A 25,099-nucleotide genomic window follows, 5' to 3' on the forward strand; every position below is an offset into this window, starting at 1 on the left:
AGGGGTTGTACATTATGGTGACAGGAAATATGCTATTAGTTATTTTTGCTCTATCATTGGTCGCTCTATTTGTCCTTATTTTAAAAGTAAAACTGGAACCATTTGTATCGTTAATTGCCGTTGCGATTGGGACGGCAATTGCGATCGGGATGCCAGCTGCTGATATTCCGAAAGTGGTGAGTGAAGGATTTGGAGGCACTTTAACAGGTGTAGGAATTCTGATTGGTTTAGGGGTCATTTTTGGACAATTTTTAGCCGCTTCAGGCGCAGTAGAAAAAATTGCAGGTGCGGTGTTAAAAGCATTCGGAATTAAAAAATCGCCTGCTGGGTTAGCGTTAACAGGTACAGTGGTGTCCATTCCAGTATTTTTTGATGCGGCATTCGTTATTTTAAGCGGGTTGATTAAAACTTTATCAAAGAAAACAGGGATTACAGTTCTTTCATTCGTTACAGCATTAGGAGTCGGGTTAATTGTTTCTCATAACATGATTGCTCCAACACCTGGACCGCTTGTGGTAGCGGAGAATACAGGAGCGGATTTAGGATTATTCATTCTTTACGGTATTTTAGTGGCGATTCCGGCAACATTAGTCGGCGGTTACATGTATGGAATGTTTATTGGAAAACGCATAACACCAACTGGAGAAGATTTAGGTGCTGAACAAGAAATCGCAGCAGCCATTGATGCACCGAAAAAAGAAATTTCAACAGGGCTGTCGATGTTTATGTTAGCGTTACCAATTTTGTTAATCTTAGCTAATACGACAACACAGCTTATGGCACCAGATACAGCGCTCTCCACGTTCTTTGGATTTGTCGGCGAGAAAAACATTGCTTTATTTATTAGTGTGATTATCGCCATTATTGTATTATCGCCTTATATTTCAACACCAAAGTCTCAGCTTTACTCTGAAGCAATTAACTCGGCAGGAATTATTTTGCTTATTACTGGTGCAGGTGGAGCATTCGGAGCTGTTATGAAGGCAAGCGGAATGAGTGAGCATTTAATTGAAACCATGCAAGGGCTAAGCATCCCAACGTTACTGTTAGCGTTCCTCTTCTCTCAAATTTTACGTGCATCTTTAGGCTCAGCAACTGTGGCTCTTGTAACAACATCAAGTATTATGGGACCATTAGTAGCAGATTTAGGCGTATCCCCAATTTTATTAGGCCTTGCGATTTGTGCAGGGGGGATTGGATTATCCTTGCCGAATGATTCCGGATTCTGGGTTGTAAACAAATTCGGGAAATTAACGGTTGTACAAACCATTAAAGCATGGACCATTGGCGGATTCCTAGCTGGTTTAACAGCACTCGCAACGGTTTATCTTTTAAGCTTATTGGCCCCAATCCTTCCAGGGATTTGATCGGTTTAAAAGTTAAAACAGCGGAAAATACTCCCCACCCGCTATTTTAACGGTAACAACTACTAAAAAACTACGTGGCAAATTAACAACATACCCTATTGAGTAGACTATACAAAAAATCTGCTCGATAGGGTATGTTGTTGTATTAGAGGCCACTTTTCTTTTCCTAAGGACAAAATTCTAGAAGCGATAAAAAGCGGGAAACCTTGAGTGATTAAGGTTTCCCGCTTTTTATGTTTTATATTAAGAGTTACATATAGTCATAAACAGAATCATCAAAATAGAGCCAGTGATAATATTCAATCTGTGCATCTGTCATGTTAGAAATTTCTTTTTCATTAAATTTGCTTTGCTCAAGTAAGCTTTGTACTTTAGAATTTCGTTCAGCTTGGCTCATCTTAATTCCTCCCTATCGTATCAGAAGTGATGAATTAGTTAAATATTTGAAAGCGTTTTCTTTTTCTTGTTTTTATTATATATCTCAATGTGAGATTAAACAAATATCAATTTGAGATGATTTTTCAAGGAATAATATAGAAATGTTATTTATATAAATCGATCTAGAAAAGTGGACATGACCGCTCTTTGGTCATGTCCACTTTTCTAGACCTAAGCGGATGACACCCCCCTTACGGGGTTGGTGCCATCCGCTTAGGTGGGGAAATTCAAGTTGTTTAGAACAACGATTGTGATGTTTCTTAATTGAACGAAGATGTCGCGACTTATTAAAGTGAACCGTATCATAAGTAAGTTAAGTGCGTTTTTTTTGATGCCAAGTAGAGAAATAAGGGAGTAAAATGTACAAAACAATGTAAGGTTGAATTACGGGATTATCGTTTTTTCATTAAATATTAGGTGATACGAAGGAGAACATTATGAAAATATTTATATTGTTTTCCCCATCGTGACCAATAAAAAAAGACAAGCCAACACGGCTTGTCTACTTCACTCATAGAAAAGGATTATAAAAACGGTTGCCATCGATAAATGTCACGACTAAGGAAATGACGAGAATGAGCACGAGTAAAGCAATCGCGATGATATCACTTTTTTGGAAAGGGCGGGCATGATACCATGTCCGCTTTTTGTTTTTTCCGAAGCCGCGAAGTTCCATGACGTTGCTGACAACTTCAATGCGGTCTAAGCTGGAAAAAATGAGCGGGGTAATGATCGATACCATGTTTTTAATTCGCTTAAATAACTTCTCTTTCTTCGACATATCAATGCCGCGCGCTTGCTGGGAAAGGGAAATTGTTCGATATTCTCTTTGAATATCTGGAATGTAGCGAAGCGCTAATGAAACGGCAAATGCTACGCGATAGCTAATTCCAAGTCGATTCAGAGACGAAGCAAATTCGCTCGGATTTGTCGTCACAATGAAAAGAAGGGCAATCGGAATAACGACAAAATATTTTAACGTAATGTTGACTAAATAAAACAGCTGCTCGGCCGTTAACGCATAATGACCAGAACCAAGTAACACATGCTTCGTTCCATAAATGGCTACACCTTGCTGTGGTGAAAATAAGTAAATCGCGATGTTATTAATAATTAAAAAGACGAGAATAAATAGTAAAACAAACGATACTTCCTTTATTTTCACTTTGGACATTTTAAATACAGCCATACTGAAAATGAGCAAGAAGACTAAAATTCTCGTATCATATGTCAGCATCGCCGCAAATGACCAAATAACAAAACAAAGTAATTTGGTCGCGCCCGTTAAGGCATGGATGGGAGATTTACGCTCTATATAAGATAGCATTTCTACTGCCATATCTTTCTTACCTCTCGATCATAGCTGATAAATCGTTGAACAAATTGAATGGGATCGTCAATGCCGGAAAGAGTCGCTAAATCAAATAACGATGTTTCTTTTAAATTCGCTTCATCAAGAATCGCTTGATTGGCTAAAATTTGAACCGATTGATCATCCGCCATCTTTCCGCCGTTGCCAATAACTATTGTTCGTGGTGTATATTCAAGCATTAAGTGCATATCATGTGTAATCATCACAATCGTAATGCCTTGTTTGTTTAATTCGACTAAAAACTCCATAATTTCGGTGTAATGTTTAAAGTCTTGACCAGCTGTTGGCTCGTCTAAAATAATCATTTCTGGGTCAAGCACAAGAATAGAGGCAATCGTAACGCGCTTCTTTTGTCCAAAGCTTAACGCAGAAATCGGCCAGTTTCGGTATGGGTATAATCCGCAAATTTTCAACGTTTTCTCAACGCGTTCTTTAATGACGTCTTCTGGGACACCTCGTACGACAAGCCCTAATGCGACTTCATCGTAAATCATATGCTTTGAAATCATATGGTTCGGGTTTTGCATCACCATGCCAATTCGAAGGGAGCGTTCTTTAATCGTGTCGTTCGTGATATCTTGACCGTCAAATAAAATACGCCCGCTTTGAGCTTGTTCAAATCCGCAGATGATTTTCGTTAACGTCGATTTTCCGGCACCATTTCTTCCGACAATGCTTACCATTTCGCCTTTTGAAATCGTTAAAGATAAGTCATTGAATATTTTCTTTCCATTATGATATTGGAAGGAGATGTTTTGCAGCTCTAATAATGGAGCGGAAGGTTGAATGTCCGCTTGACTAGCTGTTGACTCATACCAATTTTTTAGTTTTTGTTCGCATCCTTCAATGGAAAGGGTAGAAACATGAGCGGGATTCATAGCTGGTGTGACGTCACAGCCTGCATATTTTAACGCTCTTACATATAAAGGCTCCCGCAAGTTCGTTTCTTCTAATAGATTGGAAGAAAGCAACTCGGCAGGAGAACTATCACTGACGATGCGGCCATTGTCGACAACGATAATGCGGTCGACATCGCAATGCAATACGTCTTCAAGACGGTGCTCAATAATGACGATTGTTTTATTCGTTTCTTTATGAATACGATCAATAAGCTCAATCGCATATTTTCCTGTTGCAGGGTCGAGGTTCGCTAATGGTTCGTCAAACAATAAAAGGTCGACATCATCTACCATTACTCCGCCAAGGGTGACGCGCTGCTTTTGCCCGCCAGATAAGTGGTGAAGAGAGTATGATAAATGGTCGTCCATCTCCACTAACTTTGCCACATCTTTTACGCGCTGCTTCATGCTGTCTAGTTCGACACAGTCATTTTCTAACGAAAATGCAATGTCTTCACCGACTGTTAAACCGATAAATTGTCCATCCGGATCTTGCAATACCGTTCCGACCATTTTTGAACGAGTAAAAATATCATGCTTCGTCGCATCTTCTGAGTGTATGAAAAGCTCACCTGTTATTTCGCCTTCGTATGAATGAGGAACTAATCCATTAATACAAAGACCTAACGTGCTTTTTCCTGATCCAGAAGGGCCGACAATGAGAATTTTTTCTCCTTCTTGGATGGCTAGATTAATATCATGTAACGTCGGTTGTGCTTGACTGCGATATTTAAACGAAAAGTTTTTAAATTCTAAGATCGTTTTTGACATCCTGTTTCCTCCGTCAATCTATACAAAAAATGTAAGAGCCGGAAACAACTGCCTCCGGCTAAAATGGTAAATCATTATTCTACGTTTAAGCTTCCTGTTTTACTGCGTGTTTTTGCATAAGCTGTCAGTAAAATCGTACCGATGACCCCAACCGTTATCATGTTGGAAACCCCAGCGATTGCACCTTGAGTGAATACTTTATTCGCAGGTTCAGCATAAATCAAAATGTCCAGCATTGGAGCTACTAAGAACCAGCCAATGGCTTGGGCAATTACTTGAACGATATTAAATGTAACAATTTGCTTCGTCCCAAATTCGCCGGCACTAATGTTAATGCGGCGAGCACCTAATCCAATCAGCAGACCGATGACACCAGACACGATGACCCAGCTCCACCAAACAGATCCCCACATAATGGCATCTTTTAATGCATGGCCGATAAATCCGATAAGCGCACCCGCAACAGGTCCATAAATGACAGACATTAACGCTAAAAACGCGTAAGATGTTTCAATGTTTGTATTTGGGATACCTGATGGGAGAGAAGCGAAACGGCCTAAAATTAAAAATACGGCTGTTCCAATCCCGATTGCGACAATCGTCTTTGTAGAGAGCGTTTTGTTCAATCAAATCAACTCCTATGTAGTTAGTTATCTATCATTTTTTGCATAAATCGTATAAGGATAGGCAGTGCCATAATGCTTTAAATGAAGATGGATAAAGCCAAAAAAAATAACGATATAAATATATCGAAAAAAAGCGGACTGTTAGTAATCTATACGATCAATTCTGCTCGTTTATCATAACACATTCCTTTAAGTTCGAAAATAAAAACCGTCAACTTTCGTCAAATTTTTTTAAGCGAATAAAGGGAATTACGAACGATTGTTTAAATGGAGATATTTAACGTTCAGGTAGCAAAATCTTCATACTAAGTACAGCGCCGAAAGCACAATCTATGATGCTATCTTTCTTCTGCTTAAAATCTATAGGTAAAAAGTAAACAAAAAGGCATTGTCCTTCGTACCAATAGACAATGCCTTTTTTAAAACTATCTAGGTAAAACAAAAGTTGCTTGTCGGCCTTTAAATGCAGGTTCTCCGTTTTCAGCAACAAACGGCCCAAATTCCATTGTGAATGTTTTGAACAATTGAAACTCATCTTTTCGGAATAGGAAGACATGCAATTTTTCACCATATTCCCCAGGTGCGATTTCACGTGGATCTCTTGGCTCTGCCATTCCTTGACTTAATACTCTTGCCCGGTTGTCGTCGACATTTAGAATCGTACCGATGTTTGTCAGAGTGACCGGCTCAGTTGATTGATTATCAATATACAGTCTGGCGGTTAACGCTACAACACCGCTGTCTCCAAAATCACGGAACATCTCTTTATTCCCTTCTGTCGGAATGACTTCTGTGTATTGTACCCCTTCAAGTGTTACTTTCACATCGCCGATTTGCTGCCTTTCGTTAATTTCGGATTGTTCAAAAATCATCGTTTTATCTGCCCAATTATCTGTCGTCAGGCGATCTTGATAGAAGAGAGGCTGCCCGGCGGTTTCCTTCGCTTGTTCATCATTGAAAATAAAATCGTACGCTGGTGATTTTTCTTGAAGACTATTTTTGTATTGGTCGTTGTCCGCTAATCCTCCTTCAATTATGTACTTCGGTTTCACTGTTTTCAGTTTATCGAATTCATCATTCGTTAACGTAAAGGTCACTAAACCTGTTACTTTTTCACCAGCTTCAAATAACGTAAAGCTTTCTTTATTTTTTTTGATTGTATGAATTCGCTGATCTTCTGGTACGAAGTTTTTCCATTCAGACTGAATGAAATCTAGATCATTGCTTAATTGAATGCGATGGTAGTTGTTATAATACATGGGTTTATCCGTTCCGTTTTCAATGGTCACTTTCGATGAGACAACGTAGCCATCCATTTGATCATCAAATAAGATTTTAGAGTATTCATTCATGTCCGTTACTTTCACAATTTGGTACTCATTGACAGACACTGTAAATCCATTCATATCATGGGTGTAGTTAGGCTCTTTATTTGTATAGATTACTTCTACATTGCCTTCTGATTCCTCAGCAACAGTCGGGTTTAATATGTCGTTTTCTGCTTTTACGGCTGTTTGTTCAGATGTTGCTTCTTCGTTTGTTTCTGTTTGAACATTTGTTTCCTCTGTTTTCCGTGCTGACTCTTCTGTTTGTGTCCCTGAGACTTCTTCTTCATTTCCGCATGCTGCTAAGAGAAGCACGGCAGAAACGGCAGATGCCCATAATATGGTTTTCTTCCCCACGATTTTCACAACCTTTTCGTTAGTTAGTACGGATACATTATAAAGCTAAATTCATAAGTGTACCCTATTTTTAACATTTATTTACCCAAAATAAGGGAAATGAATCATCTTTAATATAAAAAAATTAAGAAGATAGTCTTGTGTTCGGGTATTTTTGCTTAATTAAATTTAGCGGATAGTGGGGTTCAAAAGATAGGATGAAGAAATACGCTTTTCCAATAAGATTCATTGTTTAATAGAGAATATAGGCACTTTTTAGTACCTATATCACTTAAAAGTACGTACTTTTCTTTTAGAATGTATGAGAGCATAATAGCAACTGTACTTGACATTCACGTTTGTCCATCAGGGCAGGTGAGCGTTAAAAGAATTAAAATGGTTAGGAGGAGTTATCATTGAGTACAGTTGCTTACAACCAAGCTCAAGAAAAGAAAGGCGGCACGCCCGCGTTAATGGCGCTGGCGATTAGTGCTTTCGGCATCGGGACAACCGAGTTTGTGCCAGTGGGCTTATTGTCGTCGATTGCAGATGATTTAAATATTTCAATTACATTAGCTGGATTGTTAATTTCCGGCTATGCGATGGGGGTCGCTTTAGGTGCGCCGATTTTAACGGCTTTGACGAATAAAATGAGCCGCAAATCGCTGTTGATGGCGTTAATGGTCATTTTTATTATCGGAAACTTAACGGCCGCCATGTCATCAAGCTTCGGCTTACTGCTCGTTGCGCGTTTTATTACATCATTTTCACACGGGGTGTTTTTCTCGATCGGTTCAACGATCGCGGCGGATCTCGTGCCGGAACATAAGCGGGCAAGTGCCATTGCGTTTATGTTTACAGGCTTAACGGTTGCGACCGTGACAGGTGTTCCGCTTGGGACATTTATTGGTCAGTCATTCGGCTGGAGAGCGACATTCTGGGGCGTAGCGGCTCTTGGCGTGATTGGGATTATTGCGAGTGCCATTTTAGTTCCAAATAATTTAAAAGATGCACCGCCATCTAAGTTTAGTGATCAATTAAAGATTTTAACAAACGGTCCGTTATTATTGGCGTTTGCGATTACGGCGTTAGGATATGGTGGGACATTTGTTGCTTTCACGTATTTAACACCGATTTTACAAGATATTACAGGCTTTGCGCCAAAAGTAGTGAGTATCATTTTACTTGTATACGGAATTGCGGTTGCAATCGGAAACACAGTTGGTGGAAAAGCAGCCAACAAAAATCCATTAAAAGCGCTTTGGTGGATGTTCCTTGTACAAGCCATTGTTTTAGTCATTTTAACTTTTACCGCACCATTTAAAGTACTTGGGCTTATTACGATCTTTTTAATGGGACTGTTAGCCTTCATGAATGTGCCAGGTCTTCAAATTTTAGTCGTGAATTTGGCAGAAAAGCACGTTCCATCTGCTGTCAACGTCGCATCTGCGTTAAACATTGCGGCCTTCAACCTTGGAATTGCGATCGGGGCTTTTGTCGGCGGCTTGATTGTTGACTCCATCGGTCTCATTCATACACCTTGGATTGGCGGTGTGATGGTTCTAGGTGCAGTGTTATTAACGTCTTGGAGTCGAGCGCTGGAAAGAAGAGCGAGTTAATTTTGACATGAAAAAGAGAAGGGCTGTGGCAGCTCTTCTCTTTCCTATAAGGAAAAGGAGAGAGTTCAATGAACATGTTTTCGAATCACCGTGGTTATCAGCGTATGTATCGAGAAGGAGAGCTCACGCTTGGGCTTCATATTCCGTTAGAAAATTACCGCTTTCATACACCGACAATGGAAAAGCAAGTGGAGTTAGCGCAATTAGCGGAAAAGTATGACTTTACCGGATTGTGGTTTCGGGATGTTCTATTGGAGGATCCATCGTTTGGTGATCCGGCGGTAGGTCAAATATATGATATGATGATTTATTTGACTTATTTAGCGAGTCAAACGAAAGAAATTGCATTAGGAACGTCCGCTGTCGTCCTTTCATTGCGTCACCCGCTGCGCGTAGCAAAGGAAATGGCGACACTTGACCAGCTGTTTCCTGAGCGATTAATGATGGGAGTGTCTTCTGGAGACCGAAGAGCGGATTTTTATGGGTTGAATATGACACATAACGACCGAGGCGAACGTTTTGTAGAAGCTTTTCACTATTTGGAAAAAGCGTTATATGAAGAATATCCTTCCATTTATTCTTCGTTAGGAACACTTCAAGGTGTGAATTTAGTTCCGAAGCCCATCAAGCGAATCCCAACGATGATTACGGGATATGCCCAGCAGTCGATGGATTGGTTTGCGAAACATGGAGACGGATGGATGTATTATCCGAGATCGCCGCGCCTTCAAGCGGAGAGCATTCGACAATGGCGAGCGCTTGTGGAACAATATCATCCTGGTGTGTTCAAACCGTTTTCACAGCCCATGCATTTAGACTTAGCGGAAGACCCGAATGAAAGGCCGACTCCGATTCGATTAGGATTCCGAGTAGGGCGAAATATGTTGGTGGAATTGTTAAACATTTATAAAGAAATTGGCGTGAACCATCTCTTCTTTGCCTTATTTGACAGTGAAAGACCGGCAGAAGAAGTGATTCATGAACTAGGACAAGAAGTCCTTCCATATTTTCCAGCGATGAAGGTGGGAGACAAATGAAAGGACAAGAAAAACATTACAACCCGTTATGTTTTTACAGACCCGAACGGCAAACAGCTTGATATTTTAACACAATACATCGAAGCGGGAAAAATCAAACCCGTTATCGGACATGAACTCCCACTCACGCTAGAAGGGGTCAAAGCTGCCCATGAACTAAGCGCCTCTGAGCGGACGAGAGGGAAGATTGTTTTGGCACGTTAACGGAGAACGAAGCATTTCTATACAATGAACATGTATTAGGCATGCAGTTTCATTTAGAATTTACAAAGGAAATGGTTACAAAATTAATTGAAGATGAAGGTGAACCCACACCAAGTATGTTTACACAGTCGACAAAAGACATGTTAAAAGATGAATCCTTTGAAACATCACACGCCCTCTTGGCAGAATTGTGCCACCATTTTTTTAATCGTTAAAAAGGAAATGAGTGTGCCTAAAAAGGAAAAAATCATTCCTTTTCGAGCACACTCAGAAAAATGGACCGATATGAAAACTCGTGATATTACGGAATTTTCATATCGGTCCATTTTGCATAAAACATAGAGATATCCTTTTTTAGGACTTAATAAACAGATTCTTTTTTTAAGCTTTGATAACCTGTTTTAAGTGGAAATAATTAAAACGTCTTCTCCTTCTGAAACCGTTTTTTCAATATGCTGCTCCCCCCAAGTACAAAGCATTTTCAAGGCAGGGGTGAGGGACGTTCCATATTCGGTCAGTTCGTATTCCACTTTCGGGGGAACTTGGTTATAAACGATTCGTCTAATGACCCCGTCTGCCTCAAGCTCTCTAAGCTGCTGAGTCAGCATTTTTTGTGTAATGTTTGGCATTCGCCGTTTTAGTTCGCTCGTACGGAGTGTCCCGTAATCAATCAGGTGGCAAAGAATGACAACTTTCCACTTTCCGCCAATAACCTCCAACGCGGCTTCTACCGGAATATTATACGTCTTCAATGTACCTTCACTCCTTCATAGAATCTTTTTATACCGTATATACTAACATAATGTGTAGTGGACATTCATTCCATACGTATTAATATAACATACACCGCTTTATTTTTGCGAGTAGATCGCTATGTATGTGGATAGGATGAAAAAAGTGATGAATGTAGTAGCAAATATAAACAAAAAGAGGGGCCCCACTCTCTCACTCTTTATGGATTCGGGAGTGATAGAGTGGGGCAATTGCTTTATTTATTTAAAAAACGTTGAACACCTGCGACCGCATAGTCGTGATCTAATTGCGGGGTAAGGCCAGCGACAGTAACACTTCCGATGACTCCGGCTCCTGCAACGCGAATCGGGAGAGAGCCGCCAATGGCTTGATATTGGTGCGGGTCCAACAGGGAATGTTCATCATGTGTTAACCCATTTTCCTGAAAGCGGGTCGCAATGAATTGAGTGCTGCGATTGTAATGGTCGACAACACGCTTTTTGCGGTGCAGCCAGTACACGTTTTCTTCCGATGTTCCGTCCATTAAGTGAGTAAACAACGGTACACGGTTCCGCTCAATATGGACGGCAATGTTCACACCATTTTCCTTTGCGAGAGTTACGAGCTCTAAGCCTAAGTTTAAAGCATCTTCGTTTGTGAAGGATGGAAATGTTAAACTTTCTTCTAATTGTTGTAATTGTTCTGTATTCATGTTTGGATTCTCCTTTAATAAAGTTGTTGTTTTTTATCTAATCGATAGTTAAGGATCGCTAAAATAAAGGCAACAAGAACCATAATCGCACCAATCCAAGCGGTATCGAGCAAGTTCATGTAATCAATAGCCAAGCCCCCAAGCGCTGATCCACCGGCAATGCCGATGTTAAAGGCAGAAATATTTAAAGCGGAAGCAAGGTCTTTCGCACTCGGTACGAGTTTTTCAGCAAGTCCTACCATATAGGCCTGTACACCTGGGGACATCATGAAAGCAAATAGACCAAGCAGTATGACAGATACGTAGCTTAACCATTTGTTCGGCAACAGCACTATTTGCAGCAGTAAGGCGATGATTTGGAACAGAAAGACAAAGCGTAATGCCTGAACTGGATGATGATTCGAGATTTTTCCACCAATCATATTCCCCGCAGCTGTCGCGATGCCGTAAAGAAGCAGCATCCAGAAAATATCATTAGAAGAAATGCCACTTACTTGTTCAAGAATCGGAGTTAAGTACGTAAATAAAGCGAACGTACCGCCGAAGCCAAAAGATGTCATGAGTAAAGCCATAATAATTCTCGGGTTGGCTATAAGTCTTCCAATGTCTTGAACGGTTAATCTCTCCTTATTTTGATCAATTTTGTCGAGAGCGAACAAGTTGGCTGCCAAACCGATGATGCCAAGAACGGCTACGGCAAGGAAGGTCGCCGGCCACCCGAATTGCTGGCCAATGAGCGTGCCAAACGGAACGCCGAGAATTGTCGCGACCGTTAACCCAGTAAACATAATAGATATTGCTTGTGCTTGTCTGTCTTTTGGGACAATCTCGGTTGCCACGGTTGCGGCAATTGCAAAGAATACCCCATGGGCGACTGCTGTTACAATTCGTGATAAGAGAAGTAGTGTGTACGTATCCGCTACGGAAGACAAAATATTTCCAAAAATAAACAGAGCGAGCAAACTTAATAAAAATCCTTTCTTTGGAAGTTTGCTTGTCATAGCTGTCACAATGGGAGTTCCAATCGCAATGGCGGCTGCATAACCGGAAACGAGTGTCCCAGCTTTGGTCACCGAAATGGATAAATCGGCTGCGACGGTTTGAAGCAATCCGACGATGACGAACTCCGTTGTTCCGATAGCAAAAGCACTAATCGCCAAGGAAAGGAGTGCTACCAAGCTTTTCGGTGTGAATGATTTCAAGTAGATAACCTCCTTATGGTCGTTCTAGTTGTGTGGTAATATGTTGACTGCATTGTTTGAGTTTCTTACTGATTGTTTTATCCAAATCTTTCGACAGACGGCTTGCCGGACCTGAAATGGCGACACTTGCTACTACACGTCCATGCTCATAAATCGGGACGGCAATGCAGCGAACACCTATTTCGGTTTCTTCATCATCGACCGCATACCCTTGCTCTTTGATAGCTTTCAAATGATAAAGAAAGAGCTGCCGGTCATCAAACGTGTGCACCGTGGACTTTTCATAGTGCAAGTGCTGTAAAAAACGCTGTTGTAGATCTGACTCCATAAATGCAAGAATCGCTTTTCCTAAGGCACTTCCATGGGCCGGGTCACGATCACCAATTTGTGAATGAATGCGCATCGAGTGTGTACCGTCTACAATTTGCGTCGTCACCACATCTGTTCCATCGATAAGGCCAATGTAGAGCGTTTCACCTAGCTCTTGGCTGAGCGTATAAAGTGAAGGAACGGAGACCCAATCCACTTTTGGATTATGAGGCTGCCTCGGACCTGAGAGTTTATTCGCTAAACGAAAGCCATTTTGTGTTTTTTGAATATAATCCATCGTTTCTAATGTAAATAACAGCCGAAAAGTACTCGTTTTATTCCAATGAAAATGTTCCATCACTTGCGTCAGAGACATTTCTCCTTTTTCTTGAAGGAGATCAAGGATTTGCAAACCTTTTTTCAACGTTGACATTTCATATTGACTCATGAGCCGTGCCTCCTTTGCACACTTTGAATCATAGTTGGTGGAAGAAAGAATTTCAAATAATGAAGAATTGTTTCTATATGTGAAACAGGTTGTAGAGGGGGAGATAAAAATTTTCAGTTTTATTCCGCATTATCGGGCAAGAAAACCGCCCCCTAATAGAAGTTTTTTTATTGGAAAGTTGACTATATTCGAGTTATTCCGACAAAAAATGACGCCATTTTATTGACTGATAAGCAATTAGTACTATAATTGATATATACATAATGAAAATCAATAGTCTCAAATAACTTTTTTATACACAATTATCTAATGGATGATTCTTTTAGAGGAGGACATAGGGATGGGTCTTGATGTAATTAATGAGCTAAAGGAGTTATTTCTAGACGAGTTTACAGCGAAACAACGCAAAATAATGTTCGTTCTTTTTGTTACCGCTTTAATTGTATTTTTGCCTCTTATGGATTTGATGATAAAAACGGTGTTATTTATATGGACCATGGTGAAATAAAAACAATTGGATGGTGGAATGGAGAAGGGGATTCAGTTGAAGAAAAAGAGCAAAAAAGAAAGAGAGATTAAAATTCGCGCGGCTTATTTAATAGATGAACAAAGAAAGGCTTTAGCACGACACGATAAAAAAAGAGAAGAACAGAAAGAACGTCAAGTAGATTTGTCTCATGTAAGATTATGATAAAGGAAGTGGAGAAAAAGGAATGATTTTGCTCCGCTTCTTTTTATGTTTTTTCATTTTTTTCTGAAATAGCTGACGAATAGAAGATAGTTGTAGGTCAATTCGCCACGTTTATTGTTTGAACTCATGCCGCGGCTTTTTCCAACTTAGACTGTACATATGTATCAATGGACATATCTTTCGCTACTCGAAATATGTCGAGGGAATAGGCGAGATACACTATTAACACGATTAATAGAAAACAGGATAATAGAGAAGTATGACATTCAACAATAGGGTGGGGGAAACGTTAATGAGTTTGAAAAACAAAGTATTATCTGTTTCGTTATCTAGTTTAATGGCATTTGGAGCAGTGACCGCAGTTGCAGTTCCAGTAGGAGCAGTGGGAAATGGGCCGAATCCTGGACATGGTTCCATTCAAACGTCAATATTGCATACGTATGAAAGCATGGTTGATTATCTTCAAAAGCAAGATGCAAAACAGAGCGCACTGGAACTTGAAGTCATTGGACAAACGGTAAAAGGGCGAGATATTTACATGGCGAAATACATATCGGATCCTACTAATCCAACAATTTTGTTTTTAACGCAGCAACACGGAAACGAACAGCTTACGACCGAAGGAGCACTAGAATTCATTAAACATTTAGGAACGAACAAAACGAAAGGCGTTTTAGAAAATGTTAACGTACTCGTCATTCCGATGCTGAATGCGGACGGTGCAATGGGGGATGTTGATTTTTCACTTGATGACTACTTAGCAGACGGCGATCGTCATTTAACACGATACAATGCAAACGAGGTAGACTTAAACCGGGAACATGATAAGTCTGTTAGCGATATGGAACCAGAAGCGAAAGCATTGCACGAAAATGTGTTGGCCAAATATGACATTGATTATATGATTGATTTACATCATCAAGGGGCGATGAGTGAAACAGAAGGTGAGCTTGTGTCTGGCTCCATCCTTTACCCGACAAGTGGTGAAGTGAAACAAGAAGTAGTAGAAGACTCCAAAAAACTCGGGGCTGTTGTATATGGTGCGCTTGAAAAGACAGGCTGGGGACATTTAGGGAAATACAATGGTGGCTCTAGTAAAAATATCGGACGAAACGGGATCGCCGTTCGTTATGACATTTCTACGCTTCTATTTGAAATGCGTGGGATGTCCGATCACTATATTGAGTCGTACGCACTAGGGCAAAAAAGCAACGGGTATTTAATTAAGCAAACCATTACGACCTTGGATGCAACGGTAAGAGCCATTGCGGATGGATCCATTGAATCCGCGGACACTAGCTTTTGGGACACGCTTCCTTTCCAAACAACAAGAACAGGGGAAGAAGACGATAACGAATAATTTTACTAAAAAGAAGACTTGTACACATTGCGGGTCTTCTTTTTAATAAAATAAGGAAGAATAGAATTTTTTAATACACCTCTTTAAAAATCAGAAAATTTATAATATTTAGTATTTACAAGTGCCCAGATTTCTTGTATGATAAAGATACACCATACATACACCACCAACAATCTCACCAATTATACGACGAAAGGGGAGATGTGGAGAAGCTCTAACAAAAGCAACAAAAGGACAAAGGGAAGGTGTGATGCCAATGATTTGAGTGAGGCGAAGGCAACTGAATGAGTTGCTGGGTATCCGAAATGCCATCATTAAAATACTCTCTTGCCATGGGGAGTTCCTCCTTATAATATAGATGTACGGAAAGGGTTAGCATTTATCATGAATGAAGAAATAATGTAAGCGGCTTTGTACTTCCTCTTGGAATAGACAAGGCCGCTTCTTGTCGTTTCCCATACATATCATTTAAAAGGAGTCGACCGCCCAAAACATTGATGGAGGGGAAAACATGACCGAAAATTTGATTGTAGGAATGCTATACATTATCTTGTCGATAGGTTTGTTAGCCATTGTATTAATCATGATAGGGGGTGTTTTTCCCTTCTGGTCATAAAACGGCGGTTTGTTTTGCTATATTATTTTTATAAAAAGACTCCCGAATAGTAATAATATACTATAAAATAATAGTAGTTAGTTCTAAAAACATCTTTTTGTGAGAAATTATACCTATGGGAGCGAAGAGGAATCACCTGTATATGGGCGCTTGGGTGGTTAAGAGCTGGAAGCGCAACCGACCATAAAACTAAATTGTGGGAGGATTTATTTTATGGCGATGTTTGGACTTATAAAAAAAGAACCACAAACATGGGAACAAAAAGCGAAACAATTGGATGTGGTGATGAACATCCAAGATGAAGGAATAGTCGAAAAAATAAACATGATTCGATTGAGTAAGGCGGATTTACAAATGGCCAAATGTATGCAACCGGTTGTAAAGGAGCATATTCACGTCCTTGTCGATGATTTTTATCAAACGATTACCGAAATACGTGAGTTAAAAGACATTATTGGCCAGCATTCTACTATTGATCGGCTGAGAGAGACGTTAAAAGTTCATTTAGTAGAGTTATTCGGTGGTGAGATTGACGAAGAGTTTTTAATTAAACGCCTTAAAATTGCCCAAGTTCATTACCGTATCGGTCTAAAGCCGGCCTGGTATATGGGCGCTTTTCAAAATGTTCAGCACTCTTTAATTCATATCATTGCTAGAGAAGTTAATACTAAAGAAGAAGCAGCTCGATTCACAACAGCTGTCACGAAAATATTAAACTTAGAACAACAAATTGTTCTCGAGGCATATGAACGGGAAAATGTAAAGAGGCGTGATGAACAATATGAGGCAGCCAAACAAGAAATAAAAAGAAAAATCGTAGATACAAGTCTTGAATTAACGTCTCTTGCAGAACAGTCAAAAGCAGCGGTCGAAACATTGATTGGTAACAGTGATGCGGTCAATCAAATGGTTATTGAAAGTAATGAAGATTCAACGCGAGCGCAAACTTTTGTCAAGGGAGGACAAAGTAAAATCGAGGAACTTGTCCAAAATATAAAAATCATTAGCAATAGCATAGAAAAGATGAATGCTTCTGTGAAAAAACTATCCGAATCTTCCTCACATATTACATCTGTCGTGAAAATAGTGCAAGGTATCGCTGATCAGACGAATTTACTTGCACTGAATTCAGCAATTGAAGCAGCAAGAGCTGGCGAGCACGGAAAAGGCTTTGCCGTCGTCTCAAGTGAAGTAAGGAAACTAGCGGAAGAAACGAAACAATCGGTCGGAAAAATACAAGAGCTTGTACAAGCATCCAATACATATACCGAGCATGTAAGAGAAACGTTAATAACGGTTAATGAGACTGTTCGAATGGGGAACGAAACATCTATTTATACAAGCGAGTCGTTCCAGCACATTTCGCAATCCATTCATCAAAATGTTCAAAAAATGAACCTTGTCAAAAATCAAATGGACGAATTGGTAGCGGCTATTAAGGAAATTGGCCATACGACTGCCGGTGTCACAGAATCTGCTGAACGCCTAACTGAAACAGCAGAACTAGCATAAGAAAAAGAGAGGTTGACTAAGAGCAGCCTCTCTTTTCATTTTAGGCAATCTCCTTCCGATAATAAACAGCAGACAACCGTTTTAAACCTTTTAGTTTTCCAAGTTGTTCGTCCAGCATCGCAAGTGCCTCAGTTTTGTGGCCTTGTTGAACGTGTTCTGTAACCTCAAGCCAAGTGACATAATCTTGATCTCGTATTTTCCCCTTATATTTCTCATAACTAGAGTTGTCCTGTTCTTCATAGGCAACGACCGCGCTGTAATACCATTTCACATCTTCATCTTTCATTTCTAGAAGCAGCGCTTTTACTTCTGCATATTGCTTTTTCTTGGTGAAAAGGAGAAGTTGGGCTGCTTGCTGCATACGCTTAGTACGGATGCGTTGAAGAGACGCTTCCGCTTTTTGGATGTCATCATTGAAAAAATGATAAAGAAATTGATAATGTGCCTGTTTCGACTTGCCGAGAAATTTCATAATGTTCTTTTCATCTTTTTCAAATAAAATTGGATAAAATGAAAGCCATAATGAAAGAATGAGAAATCCAATAAAAGTAACAATGATGATCGATTGAGAAACGTTCAGTATGCCCATAATAAGAGCGGTAATAAATAACGCAATGTATAGCCAAATCAACGAAATCCCTCCTCCATACTTTTGTGTCAGCATGCTAGTGATGAATGAGCCACATGAGACACCTTTTTCTTCATTTTCTTCTAATATTATACATGATGCGAGAAAATCCGTCGTTCTTTTCTTGAAAACAAAGTCATATCAACGGTTTTCTGAGGAATTTGCCGAACGATTATGTTTTTAGAAAAGTTTAGGGATGTATGCACCGGGAAAAAAATGGATAGAACGCAATAGTTCATCCACTCTTATCGTTTCACGAGGTGGATGTAGGCAGTTAAGAAGGAGGGGAGGGCTATTATGCTATACAAAGTGAAAGCATGGCTGAGATTAACACCGAAGGAGAGGTATTTGTTATTGTTTGCCATCGCCGCACTGCAAAAAGAAAAGCGCCAATAGAAAAAGTCCACCGAAATGGCGGACTTTTTCTTATATATATGCGTTTGCATTTTCAGCAGAATCTTTCTTTTGGTAGGTCATGATTAAATCTGTTATATAGGCACAGATTGCAATCGATAGAACAGTATAAGCAACTTGATGCCAGTTCAAGTAAATAAGTGAAATCGATACAACGATACCATCAAATAGGAAATATACTTTTCCAATTGAAAGACGGGATAGTTTACTAATAAGGATAGACAAAATGTCATCTCCACCCGTGGCACCGCCGTGGCGTAAAATCAATCCGAGACCGAATCCTACAAGAATACCGCCAATGACCGCTGCGATGAACAAGTTTTGTGACAAGTTCACTTCAAACGGAGAATAACGCTCCATTAATGCGTAGAAAACAGAGAAAGAAGTTGCGCCAATGATCGTTTTTATGACAAGCCGTTTTCCAAGTAATTTAAAACCGAGTAAAATTAACGGAATATCGAGCAGCAGCATCGTGATAGACGGGGAAATGTTAAAGAGTTGCTTCACTAATAAAGCAATGCCGATAAAGCCCCCTTCAGCCAAATGGTTTTGCACATGTATGTGATAAAAGGCTGCCGCCAATATAAATGAACCTAAAATAATGATACCTGTTTCTCGCCAACGAATCCATGTCATAGTTATTCCTCTTTCGTAGTTAGTTTTTTTGATCTTTTCCGTTTGGAAACTAACTACGCCATATACAGCAAAGAGCGAAAGCCCTTTTATGTGCAGTTAGTTTCATCAACTAACTACCACCCTATATATAGCAAAAGGAATAACGAGGTCGTTGTTCCAACATAATGTCGCCCACTTTCGTTTTTGTTGACTACAGTCGAATGAGCAACAAAAACGCTACGTATACGATGAATCTTGCCTGTGCCAGATGCTCCTTTGAGCAAGCATGGTATCAAAATCCTTTCAAGGAAATATATATATCTATTTTACCATATGAGCATGAAATAGAGGAAAGAATATGTTTTCTTTTCGAATGAATTCTTTTTTCATGCCCATTGTTAGCGATACATGTATTCAAATTTGCCAACATAAAAAAGAAGAAAACGCATCGCAAAGACAGTCTCGATCATAGCTTGAAAAATTTTTGTTTAAAAAGTTAGAATTTTTATTTTTTTATAGTTGACAAAAACAGTAGGATTAATCATTATTAGTAAATAAGAATAAAGTATATTAATCCAATCGGAATTATGGCGGGGTGAATTCATGTATTTAACGATAGATGGCATTGAAAAGAGCTTTGTCAATGAGCGAAAAGAGAGCGTCAAGGTACTCGATCATATAAGCCTGTCAGTAGAAAAGGGCAGCTTCGTCTCCATTGTTGGCCCATCAGGCTGTGGGAAATCGACCCTCTTATACTTAATTGCAGGACTTGATAAAGCAGATCAAGGCGAAATACGAGTCGCTGGTCAAAAGGTGACAAAGCCGGGTCCAGAACGGGTCGTCGTGTTTCAGGAAGCAGGTTTGTTTCCATGGTTAACAGTACTGGAAAACGTAACGTATGGACTTTTATTGAAAAAGATGCCGAAAGAAGAAGCGAAAGCAAAAGCACTCGATGTCTTAAAAATGGTTCATCTTAGCAAGTATGTAGACGCATATCCGCATCAGCTTTCAGGCGGAATGAAGCAAAGGGTATCAATCGCCCGAGCGCTCGTGATGGAACCGGATATTTTATTGATGGATGAACCGTTTTCTGCGCTTGATGAACAGACGAGAATGGTACTGCATAAAGAGTTGCTGGATATTTGGCGGAAAACGAAGGTGACGATTTTTTTCATTACGCACAATATTCGCGAGGCGGTTCTTTTATCAGAGCAAATTGTCGTGTTTGCGACTCGTCCAGGGAAAATTAAGCAAATCATTTCTGTTCCGTCGACGAAAGATGGCGTCATGCCGGACAGCGTTACCCTTAATACCGAGCAAAAAGTGCTGTCCATCTTACAGGAAGAAATTGAAAAAGTGCTGAAGGAGGAAATGGGGGATGACTACAGCTTTAAGACGGATCATCTTCATCGCAATCATAGCGGCGATATGGGAAGCCACATCTAAATTTTCAGGTCTCCCGTCATTTATGTTTCCAAGCTTAACTCAAGTGTTTGAAACATTGTTTAACGGTATCGTCAGCGGCCAAATAACAGGGGCCATTTTAAAAAGTCTCGGACGCATTGTGCTTGGATTTGCGATTGCGATTATTACAGGTCTTATTCTCGGATATTTCATTTGGCGTTATAAGCTGGTCGAGGATACACTCGGATTTATCGTCACCGCTTTGCAGTCTATTCCAAGTATTGTTTGGTTTCCACTCGCTATCATCTGGTTTGGGCTGAATGATTTGTCCATTTTATTCATCGTCACAATCGGGGCGACGTGGACCATGACCGTTAATGCCACAAGCGGGTTTAAAAATGTTCCGCAGCTCTATCAACGTGTCGCCAAAACATATGGTTCAAGCGGTTTTCACTTTATCCGTACCGTCATTTTACCTGCTTCCGTTCCACAAATTATTTCCGGATTGCGAATTGCCTGGGCTTTTTCCTGGCGTGCATTAATGGCCGGAGAATTGCTTGGTGGGGGCGGCGGACTTGGTCAGCTGCTGGAAATGGGAAGATCACTTGGACAAATGGACTTAGTGATTTCTGTCATGATCATCATCGCGGTTATTGGAACGATTGTTGATAATGTCGTGTTCTCCCGTTTAGAACGAAATGTTCAATTAAAATGGGGGATTAGCCAACGTTAAAAAATATAGTCATATAAAAGGAGAAACAAACATGGGGAAAAAATCATTAGTTGCGCTGCTCTTATCCGCTTTATTTATTGGAATTTTGAGCGGATGCGCCCAATCGTCAGGAACAGAAGGAGAATCATCGGGAGAAAAAACGGTCAAAATCGGCTATTTTCCTAACTTGACTCATATTGCGACAATCGTAGCGTTAGAAAAAGGTTATTTTACAGAGGAGTTTGGAGAAGAGGTAAAGCTTGAAACAAAGACGTTCACAAATGGCGGATTGTTTATGGAAGCAATGGCGACAAAAGCGATTGATGTTGGAACAGTCGGTCCTGGTCCTCTATTAAACTTTTACGTAAAAAATCCAGAGTACCACTTAATCTCAGGAGCGGTTAACGGCGGAGCTGTTCTCGTAGCAAGTGAAGCAGCCAACATTAGCGATTTGAAAGATTTAGACGGAAAAAAAGTAGCCATTCCAGTTATCGGAAGCACACAGGACGTTATGCTTCGTAAAGCGCTTCAAGACGTGAACTTAAAGCCAACGACCAATGGAGGCACCGTAGAACTTTATGCAGCAGCTCCGGCTGATACGACTTCACTATTCATTCAAAACTCGGTAGATGCAGCCGCAACGCAAGAGCCGTGGGGCTATGTATTGGAAACACAAGCAAAAGGAAAGCTTTTGCTGAACTGGGATGAGTTTGCTTGGGGGAAAGAATCTACGAACACCGTTGTAGCCGCAAGTAAGGCGTTTAAAGAACAAGAAGAATATGTCGCTGCGTATTTAAAGGCACATAAAAAAGCAGTAGACTTTATCCAAAGCAATCCAGAAGAAAGTCAAACGGTTGTGATGGAACACTTAAAAGAATTGACTGGAAAAGAATTGAACAAAGAAGAAGTATCAGCAGCATTATCACGTTTAGAAGTCACAACAGACGTGAACGAACAGGTTATTCAAGAAATGGCTGATATTAGCCAAGAAGCAGGTTATGTTCCGAGCAACAACATTGAAGGCATGATTCAGCTGCAGTATTTAGAAGGATTGAAATAATCATTTTCTAAATCGATCTATATAGTTCGTAGAAAGAAGGGCATAGGTTAAGAGACCTGTGTCCTTTTTTCTGTTATAAAAATAGGACATTAGATTTTCTACTTGGAAGAAAAGCGTTAATTTCTATACAACTACGCCTTATTGTAGTAATATTCTAATAGTCTATAAGTGAGAAAAATGATTGAGTGAACAATTAAATATAGGCAAACTATCTTAAAGGATAGGACGCAAAGCTACAGGGGCTAATGTCTCAATGACAACGCCAGCCAGCTGCTCTTTTGACAAAGATTCCTTTAAACTGCCTCTCATTAACGGACGAAGCAGTTTTTTTATGTTCAAACGTAACACCCGGTCATTGGATCGCAATACGTCCTGCGGGGTCTCACAATAAAAGGCAATAGTATAACGGGCGTTCATTGAAAAGTCGGCACCACTTAAAAGTATTTGGAGGTAATAAAAAGATGAAATTAACAATCAAGAAAAAGCTCATTAGCAGTTTCCTCCTCGTCACTCTTATTTTTAGTTTGGCATCTTTTTTTTCTTATAAAAATGCGAAAGAGATGAACGAGTCTTACGATTATTTATTAGGAACAGTGGCAGAGTTGCGGTCTATTGCAGAAGAAATTCATACGTATACAGCTTTGCAAATCGGTTACTACCGGGCCTATATGCTATATGAAGAGGAAGAATATCGAGACAAGCTCAATGAAGCGAACGCCGTAATTGATGCGTTAGTTGAAAAAGGAAACGAGATTGCTACATTACAAGAAACAAGAGATCGGCTGAATGCTATCGGCGGATTGAATGAAGAATTCCGAGAAACGACTAACCGCACTATAGATACAGCTGGAATCGATAAAGAACAATCGGTTGCTCAAGGGTTAAAAGAAATTGTCCCAATTAGCAAAGAACTGACAGAAAACACGGAGTCGATGAGCAGTTGGCTGAAAAACGATATTATGATTCCGCGAGTAGAGGAAACGAAAGAGCATTCTGCTGATGTGTTAACTCAAGTGATGATTTTAAGCATCATCGCTTCATTAATAGCGATAGCCAATGGATTCATTAGCTCACATTTAATTTCTACCCCCATTATTAAGTTGAATGAGGTAACGAAAAAAGTAGCAGCAGGTCAGTTAAATGTTGAAATGGTGCGTATTAAAGGGAAAGATGAGCTATATGATTTAAATGAATCATTCAAGCAAATGACGGAGCATTTACGTGAGATGATTGGAGGAATTGCGGCTAATTCCGATCAAGTGGCAGCTTCTGCGGAGCAATTAAATGCAAGTGCCGGCCAGTCCAACCGAGCAGCCGAAACTGTGGCCGCGGCGATTCAAGAAATTGCTGGAGGGGCAGAAGCGACGACATTAAGACTTGATGAAAACTCCAAATCTCTGAAAGAAGTGCTTGAAGGCATTGTCCAAATTTCTCAAAGCTCTGATCAAGTAGCCCGTCTATCGAACGAAACAACTGTTGAAGCGGAAGAAGGCGGACGATTTGTCGAGAAAAATTTAGAACAAATGCGATTTATCCATGAATCAGTCAGCCGTTCGAATGAAGTGATTTCCAATTTATCTGAGCGTTCGAAAGAAATCGGCTATATATTAGATGTCATTAGCAACATTGCCGCACAAACGAATTTATTGGCCTTAAATGCAGCGATTGAAGCGGCAAGAGCAGGCGAACATGGAAAAGGTTTTGCGGTTGTAGCGGATGAAGTCAGAAAACTGGCGGAGCAATCACAGCAGTCCGCTCAAAGCATCGCTGACTTAGTGAACATCGTGCAAAAAGATACAGAAGAGTCTGTTGCAATTATGAATGAAGTAATGGAAAATGCGAAGCAAGGTGTCGAAATATCAGAAGCAACATCTAATAAATTTGTTCAAATATTAGGCAGCACAAGAAAGATAGCACCACAAATCGAAGACGTAACGGCAACGGTTCAACAAATGTCAGCAAGCCTCCAAGTGGTGTCACAATCAGCGTCTGAAATCTCAGGATTAGCGGAGATGAATGCATCCAGTTCTGAAGAAGTCGCTGCATCGACAGAAGAGCAGTTAGCATCGATGGAAGAAATTGAAGCATCGGCTCAATCGCTTGCCACGATGGCAGAAGAATTAAAGGCCCTTGTGAACAAGTTTAAAATTTAATCCTATGCTTTTCTAAAAAAAGAGCTGTCCAATAAGTCCTAAATCCTTCATCAAATAGTTTTTTCTGTTCCATATGAAATGGATCGCGTATCAAAACCTGCAGTATTCACGAATTTTCGTCACGATCCATTTTGAGGGGAATGTCTGAAAAGAGGTTGTTTTTTTCTCTTTTCAGACATTCCCCTCATCTGTTTCATTGTGTATAGGCTCATGTTATAATTAAGAGCTTTAGAATGATTTCTAAATGAACGGATGCCGAAGAAAGCCTCCGCAGACTTAGAGAATATGGAGGTGTAACAAAATGAATAAACGATGGACAATCGGTAAAATTAAAGAGTTTGTTGAAAACAATTCAGACAGTAAGTTATTAACGACGGAATATCACGGTTTTTCTCAAAAATTACTTTTTAAATGTTCATGTGGAAGTAACTTTGAAAAAACGTTTAAGAAATTCAAAGATAATCACCAGCGTAAATGTGACGTATGTCAGCCGCCAAAAGCATCCCGCTAATCGCACAGCCAAAAACGAAACGACCA

At 40.0% G+C, this 25,099-nt stretch carries 24 protein-coding genes, 1 pseudogene and 2 riboswitches; of the genes and pseudogenes, 14 read left to right on the forward strand and 11 right to left on the reverse strand.

What is annotated here, in order from left to right; genetic code table 11:
• The first annotated feature begins 14 nt into the window (after nucleotides 1-14).
• Entirely contained in the window at nucleotides 15-1,367 is a 1,353-nt protein-coding gene (locus ACXAEO_RS07195) for a GntP family permease (protein ID WP_474879690.1), read from the forward strand.
• Between the two features lie 250 nt (nucleotides 1,368-1,617).
• Here the strand turns inward: ACXAEO_RS07195 and ACXAEO_RS07200 are convergent, their stop codons facing one another.
• The 5 genes from ACXAEO_RS07200 to ACXAEO_RS07220 form a co-directional block, all read right to left on the reverse strand.
• Nucleotides 1,618-1,764 carry a BH0509 family protein gene (locus tag ACXAEO_RS07200; RefSeq protein WP_474879693.1) on the reverse strand — a complete coding sequence of 49 codons (147 nt, stop codon included), beginning with the start codon at nucleotides 1,762-1,764 and terminating at the stop codon, nucleotides 1,618-1,620.
• 552 nt (nucleotides 1,765-2,316) lie between these two features.
• Nucleotides 2,317-3,144 (reverse strand): energy-coupling factor transporter transmembrane component T family protein, encoded by an 828-nt coding sequence (locus tag ACXAEO_RS07205; RefSeq protein ID WP_474879695.1) that lies wholly within the window; start codon nucleotides 3,142-3,144, stop codon nucleotides 2,317-2,319.
• Nucleotides 3,135-4,847 (reverse strand): ABC transporter ATP-binding protein, encoded by a 1,713-nt coding sequence (locus tag ACXAEO_RS07210; RefSeq protein WP_474879698.1) that lies wholly within the window; start codon nucleotides 4,845-4,847, stop codon nucleotides 3,135-3,137. The genes ACXAEO_RS07205 and ACXAEO_RS07210 overlap by 10 nt, the downstream gene beginning before the upstream one ends.
• 74 nt (nucleotides 4,848-4,921) lie before the next feature.
• Complete coding sequence (locus ACXAEO_RS07215) at nucleotides 4,922-5,473, reverse strand: ECF-type riboflavin transporter substrate-binding protein (protein ID WP_474879700.1); 552 nt, start codon at nucleotides 5,471-5,473, stop codon at nucleotides 4,922-4,924.
• Between the two features lie 425 nt (nucleotides 5,474-5,898).
• Complete coding sequence (locus tag ACXAEO_RS07220; RefSeq protein WP_474879702.1) at nucleotides 5,899-7,155, reverse strand: DUF5068 domain-containing protein; 1,257 nt, start codon at nucleotides 7,153-7,155, stop codon at nucleotides 5,899-5,901.
• A gap of 395 nt (nucleotides 7,156-7,550) precedes the next feature.
• On the opposite strand from ACXAEO_RS07220, the gene ACXAEO_RS07225 reads away from it, so the two are divergent.
• From ACXAEO_RS07225 to ACXAEO_RS07235, 3 genes are all read left to right on the forward strand, one after another.
• A complete protein-coding gene (locus ACXAEO_RS07225) occupies nucleotides 7,551-8,753 on the forward strand; it encodes an MFS transporter (RefSeq protein WP_474879704.1) in 1,203 nt (400 codons plus the stop codon).
• Between the two features lie 68 nt (nucleotides 8,754-8,821).
• A complete protein-coding gene (locus ACXAEO_RS07230) occupies nucleotides 8,822-9,790 on the forward strand; it encodes an LLM class oxidoreductase (protein ID WP_474879708.1) in 969 nt (322 codons plus the stop codon).
• A 15-nt stretch (nucleotides 9,791-9,805) separates the two neighbouring features.
• Complete coding sequence (locus tag ACXAEO_RS07235; RefSeq protein WP_474884019.1) at nucleotides 9,806-9,994, forward strand: zinc-binding dehydrogenase; 189 nt, start codon at nucleotides 9,806-9,808, stop codon at nucleotides 9,992-9,994.
• A gap of 401 nt (nucleotides 9,995-10,395) precedes the next feature.
• Here ACXAEO_RS07235 and ACXAEO_RS07240 read toward each other — a convergent pair whose 3' ends face one another.
• The 4 genes from ACXAEO_RS07240 to ACXAEO_RS07255 all read right to left on the reverse strand — a co-directional run bounded on the left by ACXAEO_RS07240 (nucleotide 10,396) and on the right by ACXAEO_RS07255 (nucleotide 13,397).
• Nucleotides 10,396-10,746 (reverse strand): winged helix-turn-helix transcriptional regulator, encoded by a 351-nt coding sequence (locus tag ACXAEO_RS07240; protein WP_474879711.1) that lies wholly within the window; start codon nucleotides 10,744-10,746, stop codon nucleotides 10,396-10,398.
• Nucleotides 10,747-10,982: 236 nt separating this feature from the next.
• Nucleotides 10,983-11,438, reverse strand: a complete 456-nt coding sequence (locus tag ACXAEO_RS07245) for a heme-degrading domain-containing protein (RefSeq protein WP_474879713.1) — start codon at nucleotides 11,436-11,438, stop codon at nucleotides 10,983-10,985.
• 14 nt (nucleotides 11,439-11,452) lie between these two features.
• Nucleotides 11,453-12,640 (reverse strand): MFS transporter, encoded by a 1,188-nt coding sequence (locus tag ACXAEO_RS07250; RefSeq protein WP_474879716.1) that lies wholly within the window; start codon nucleotides 12,638-12,640, stop codon nucleotides 11,453-11,455.
• A 13-nt stretch (nucleotides 12,641-12,653) separates the two neighbouring features.
• A complete protein-coding gene (locus ACXAEO_RS07255) occupies nucleotides 12,654-13,397 on the reverse strand; it encodes an IclR family transcriptional regulator (protein ID WP_474879718.1) in 744 nt (247 codons plus the stop codon).
• A 340-nt stretch (nucleotides 13,398-13,737) separates the two neighbouring features.
• Here ACXAEO_RS07255 and ACXAEO_RS07260 point away from each other — a divergent pair, with 340 nt between their 5' ends.
• The 5 genes and pseudogenes from ACXAEO_RS07260 (at nucleotide 13,738) to ACXAEO_RS07280 (ending at nucleotide 17,576) form a co-directional block, all read left to right on the forward strand.
• Nucleotides 13,738-13,905, forward strand: a complete 168-nt coding sequence (locus tag ACXAEO_RS07260; RefSeq protein ID WP_474879720.1) for a hypothetical protein — start codon at nucleotides 13,738-13,740, stop codon at nucleotides 13,903-13,905.
• A 36-nt stretch (nucleotides 13,906-13,941) separates the two neighbouring features.
• Complete coding sequence (locus ACXAEO_RS07265) at nucleotides 13,942-14,088, forward strand: hypothetical protein (RefSeq protein ID WP_474879723.1); 147 nt, start codon at nucleotides 13,942-13,944, stop codon at nucleotides 14,086-14,088.
• A 292-nt stretch (nucleotides 14,089-14,380) separates the two neighbouring features.
• Entirely contained in the window at nucleotides 14,381-15,448 is a 1,068-nt protein-coding gene (locus ACXAEO_RS07270; RefSeq protein ID WP_474879725.1) for a M14 family zinc carboxypeptidase, read from the forward strand.
• 724 nt (nucleotides 15,449-16,172) lie between these two features.
• Nucleotides 16,173-16,256, forward strand: a riboswitch (cyclic di-GMP riboswitch).
• A 93-nt stretch (nucleotides 16,257-16,349) separates the two neighbouring features.
• Nucleotides 16,350-16,811: pseudogene (locus ACXAEO_RS07275) on the forward strand (protoglobin domain-containing protein); the annotation flags it as partial.
• Between the two features lie 276 nt (nucleotides 16,812-17,087).
• The gene (locus ACXAEO_RS07280) at nucleotides 17,088-17,576 is read left to right on the forward strand and encodes a methyl-accepting chemotaxis protein (RefSeq protein WP_474884022.1); all 489 of its coding nucleotides are present in this window, start codon (nucleotides 17,088-17,090) and stop codon (nucleotides 17,574-17,576) included.
• Nucleotides 17,577-17,616: 40 nt separating this feature from the next.
• On the opposite strand, the gene ACXAEO_RS07285 is transcribed toward ACXAEO_RS07280, so the two are convergent.
• On the reverse strand, nucleotides 17,617-18,207 hold the full coding sequence (locus tag ACXAEO_RS07285; protein WP_474879727.1) for a hypothetical protein: 591 nt from the start codon (nucleotides 18,205-18,207) through the stop codon (nucleotides 17,617-17,619).
• Between the two features lie 423 nt (nucleotides 18,208-18,630).
• Entirely contained in the window at nucleotides 18,631-19,254 is a 624-nt protein-coding gene (locus ACXAEO_RS07290) for a YitT family protein (protein ID WP_474879729.1), read from the reverse strand.
• Nucleotides 19,255-19,836: 582 nt separating this feature from the next.
• On the opposite strand from ACXAEO_RS07290, the gene ACXAEO_RS07295 reads away from it, so the two are divergent.
• The 5 genes from ACXAEO_RS07295 (at nucleotide 19,837) to ACXAEO_RS07315 (ending at nucleotide 25,073) form a co-directional block, all read left to right on the forward strand.
• Nucleotides 19,837-20,679: an ABC transporter ATP-binding protein gene (locus ACXAEO_RS07295; protein WP_474879732.1), complete on the forward strand. Its 843-nt coding sequence runs from the start codon at nucleotides 19,837-19,839 to the stop codon at nucleotides 20,677-20,679.
• The gene (locus ACXAEO_RS07300; RefSeq protein WP_474879735.1) at nucleotides 20,612-21,370 is read left to right on the forward strand and encodes an ABC transporter permease; all 759 of its coding nucleotides are present in this window, start codon (nucleotides 20,612-20,614) and stop codon (nucleotides 21,368-21,370) included. Before ACXAEO_RS07295 ends, ACXAEO_RS07300 begins: the two co-directional genes overlap by 68 nt.
• A gap of 31 nt (nucleotides 21,371-21,401) precedes the next feature.
• Nucleotides 21,402-22,409 carry an ABC transporter substrate-binding protein gene (locus ACXAEO_RS07305; protein ID WP_474879738.1) on the forward strand — a complete coding sequence of 336 codons (1,008 nt, stop codon included), beginning with the start codon at nucleotides 21,402-21,404 and terminating at the stop codon, nucleotides 22,407-22,409.
• Between the two features lie 192 nt (nucleotides 22,410-22,601).
• Nucleotides 22,602-22,687, forward strand: a riboswitch (cyclic di-GMP riboswitch).
• 183 nt (nucleotides 22,688-22,870) lie between these two features.
• Entirely contained in the window at nucleotides 22,871-24,562 is a 1,692-nt protein-coding gene (locus ACXAEO_RS07310; RefSeq protein WP_474879741.1) for a methyl-accepting chemotaxis protein, read from the forward strand.
• Nucleotides 24,563-24,863: 301 nt separating this feature from the next.
• Nucleotides 24,864-25,073, forward strand: a complete 210-nt coding sequence (locus tag ACXAEO_RS07315; protein ID WP_474879744.1) for a hypothetical protein — start codon at nucleotides 24,864-24,866, stop codon at nucleotides 25,071-25,073.
• Nucleotides 25,074-25,099: the final 26 nt, after the last annotated feature.

It is taken from the genome of Bacillus sp. ABA4_010, assembly GCF_056159105.1.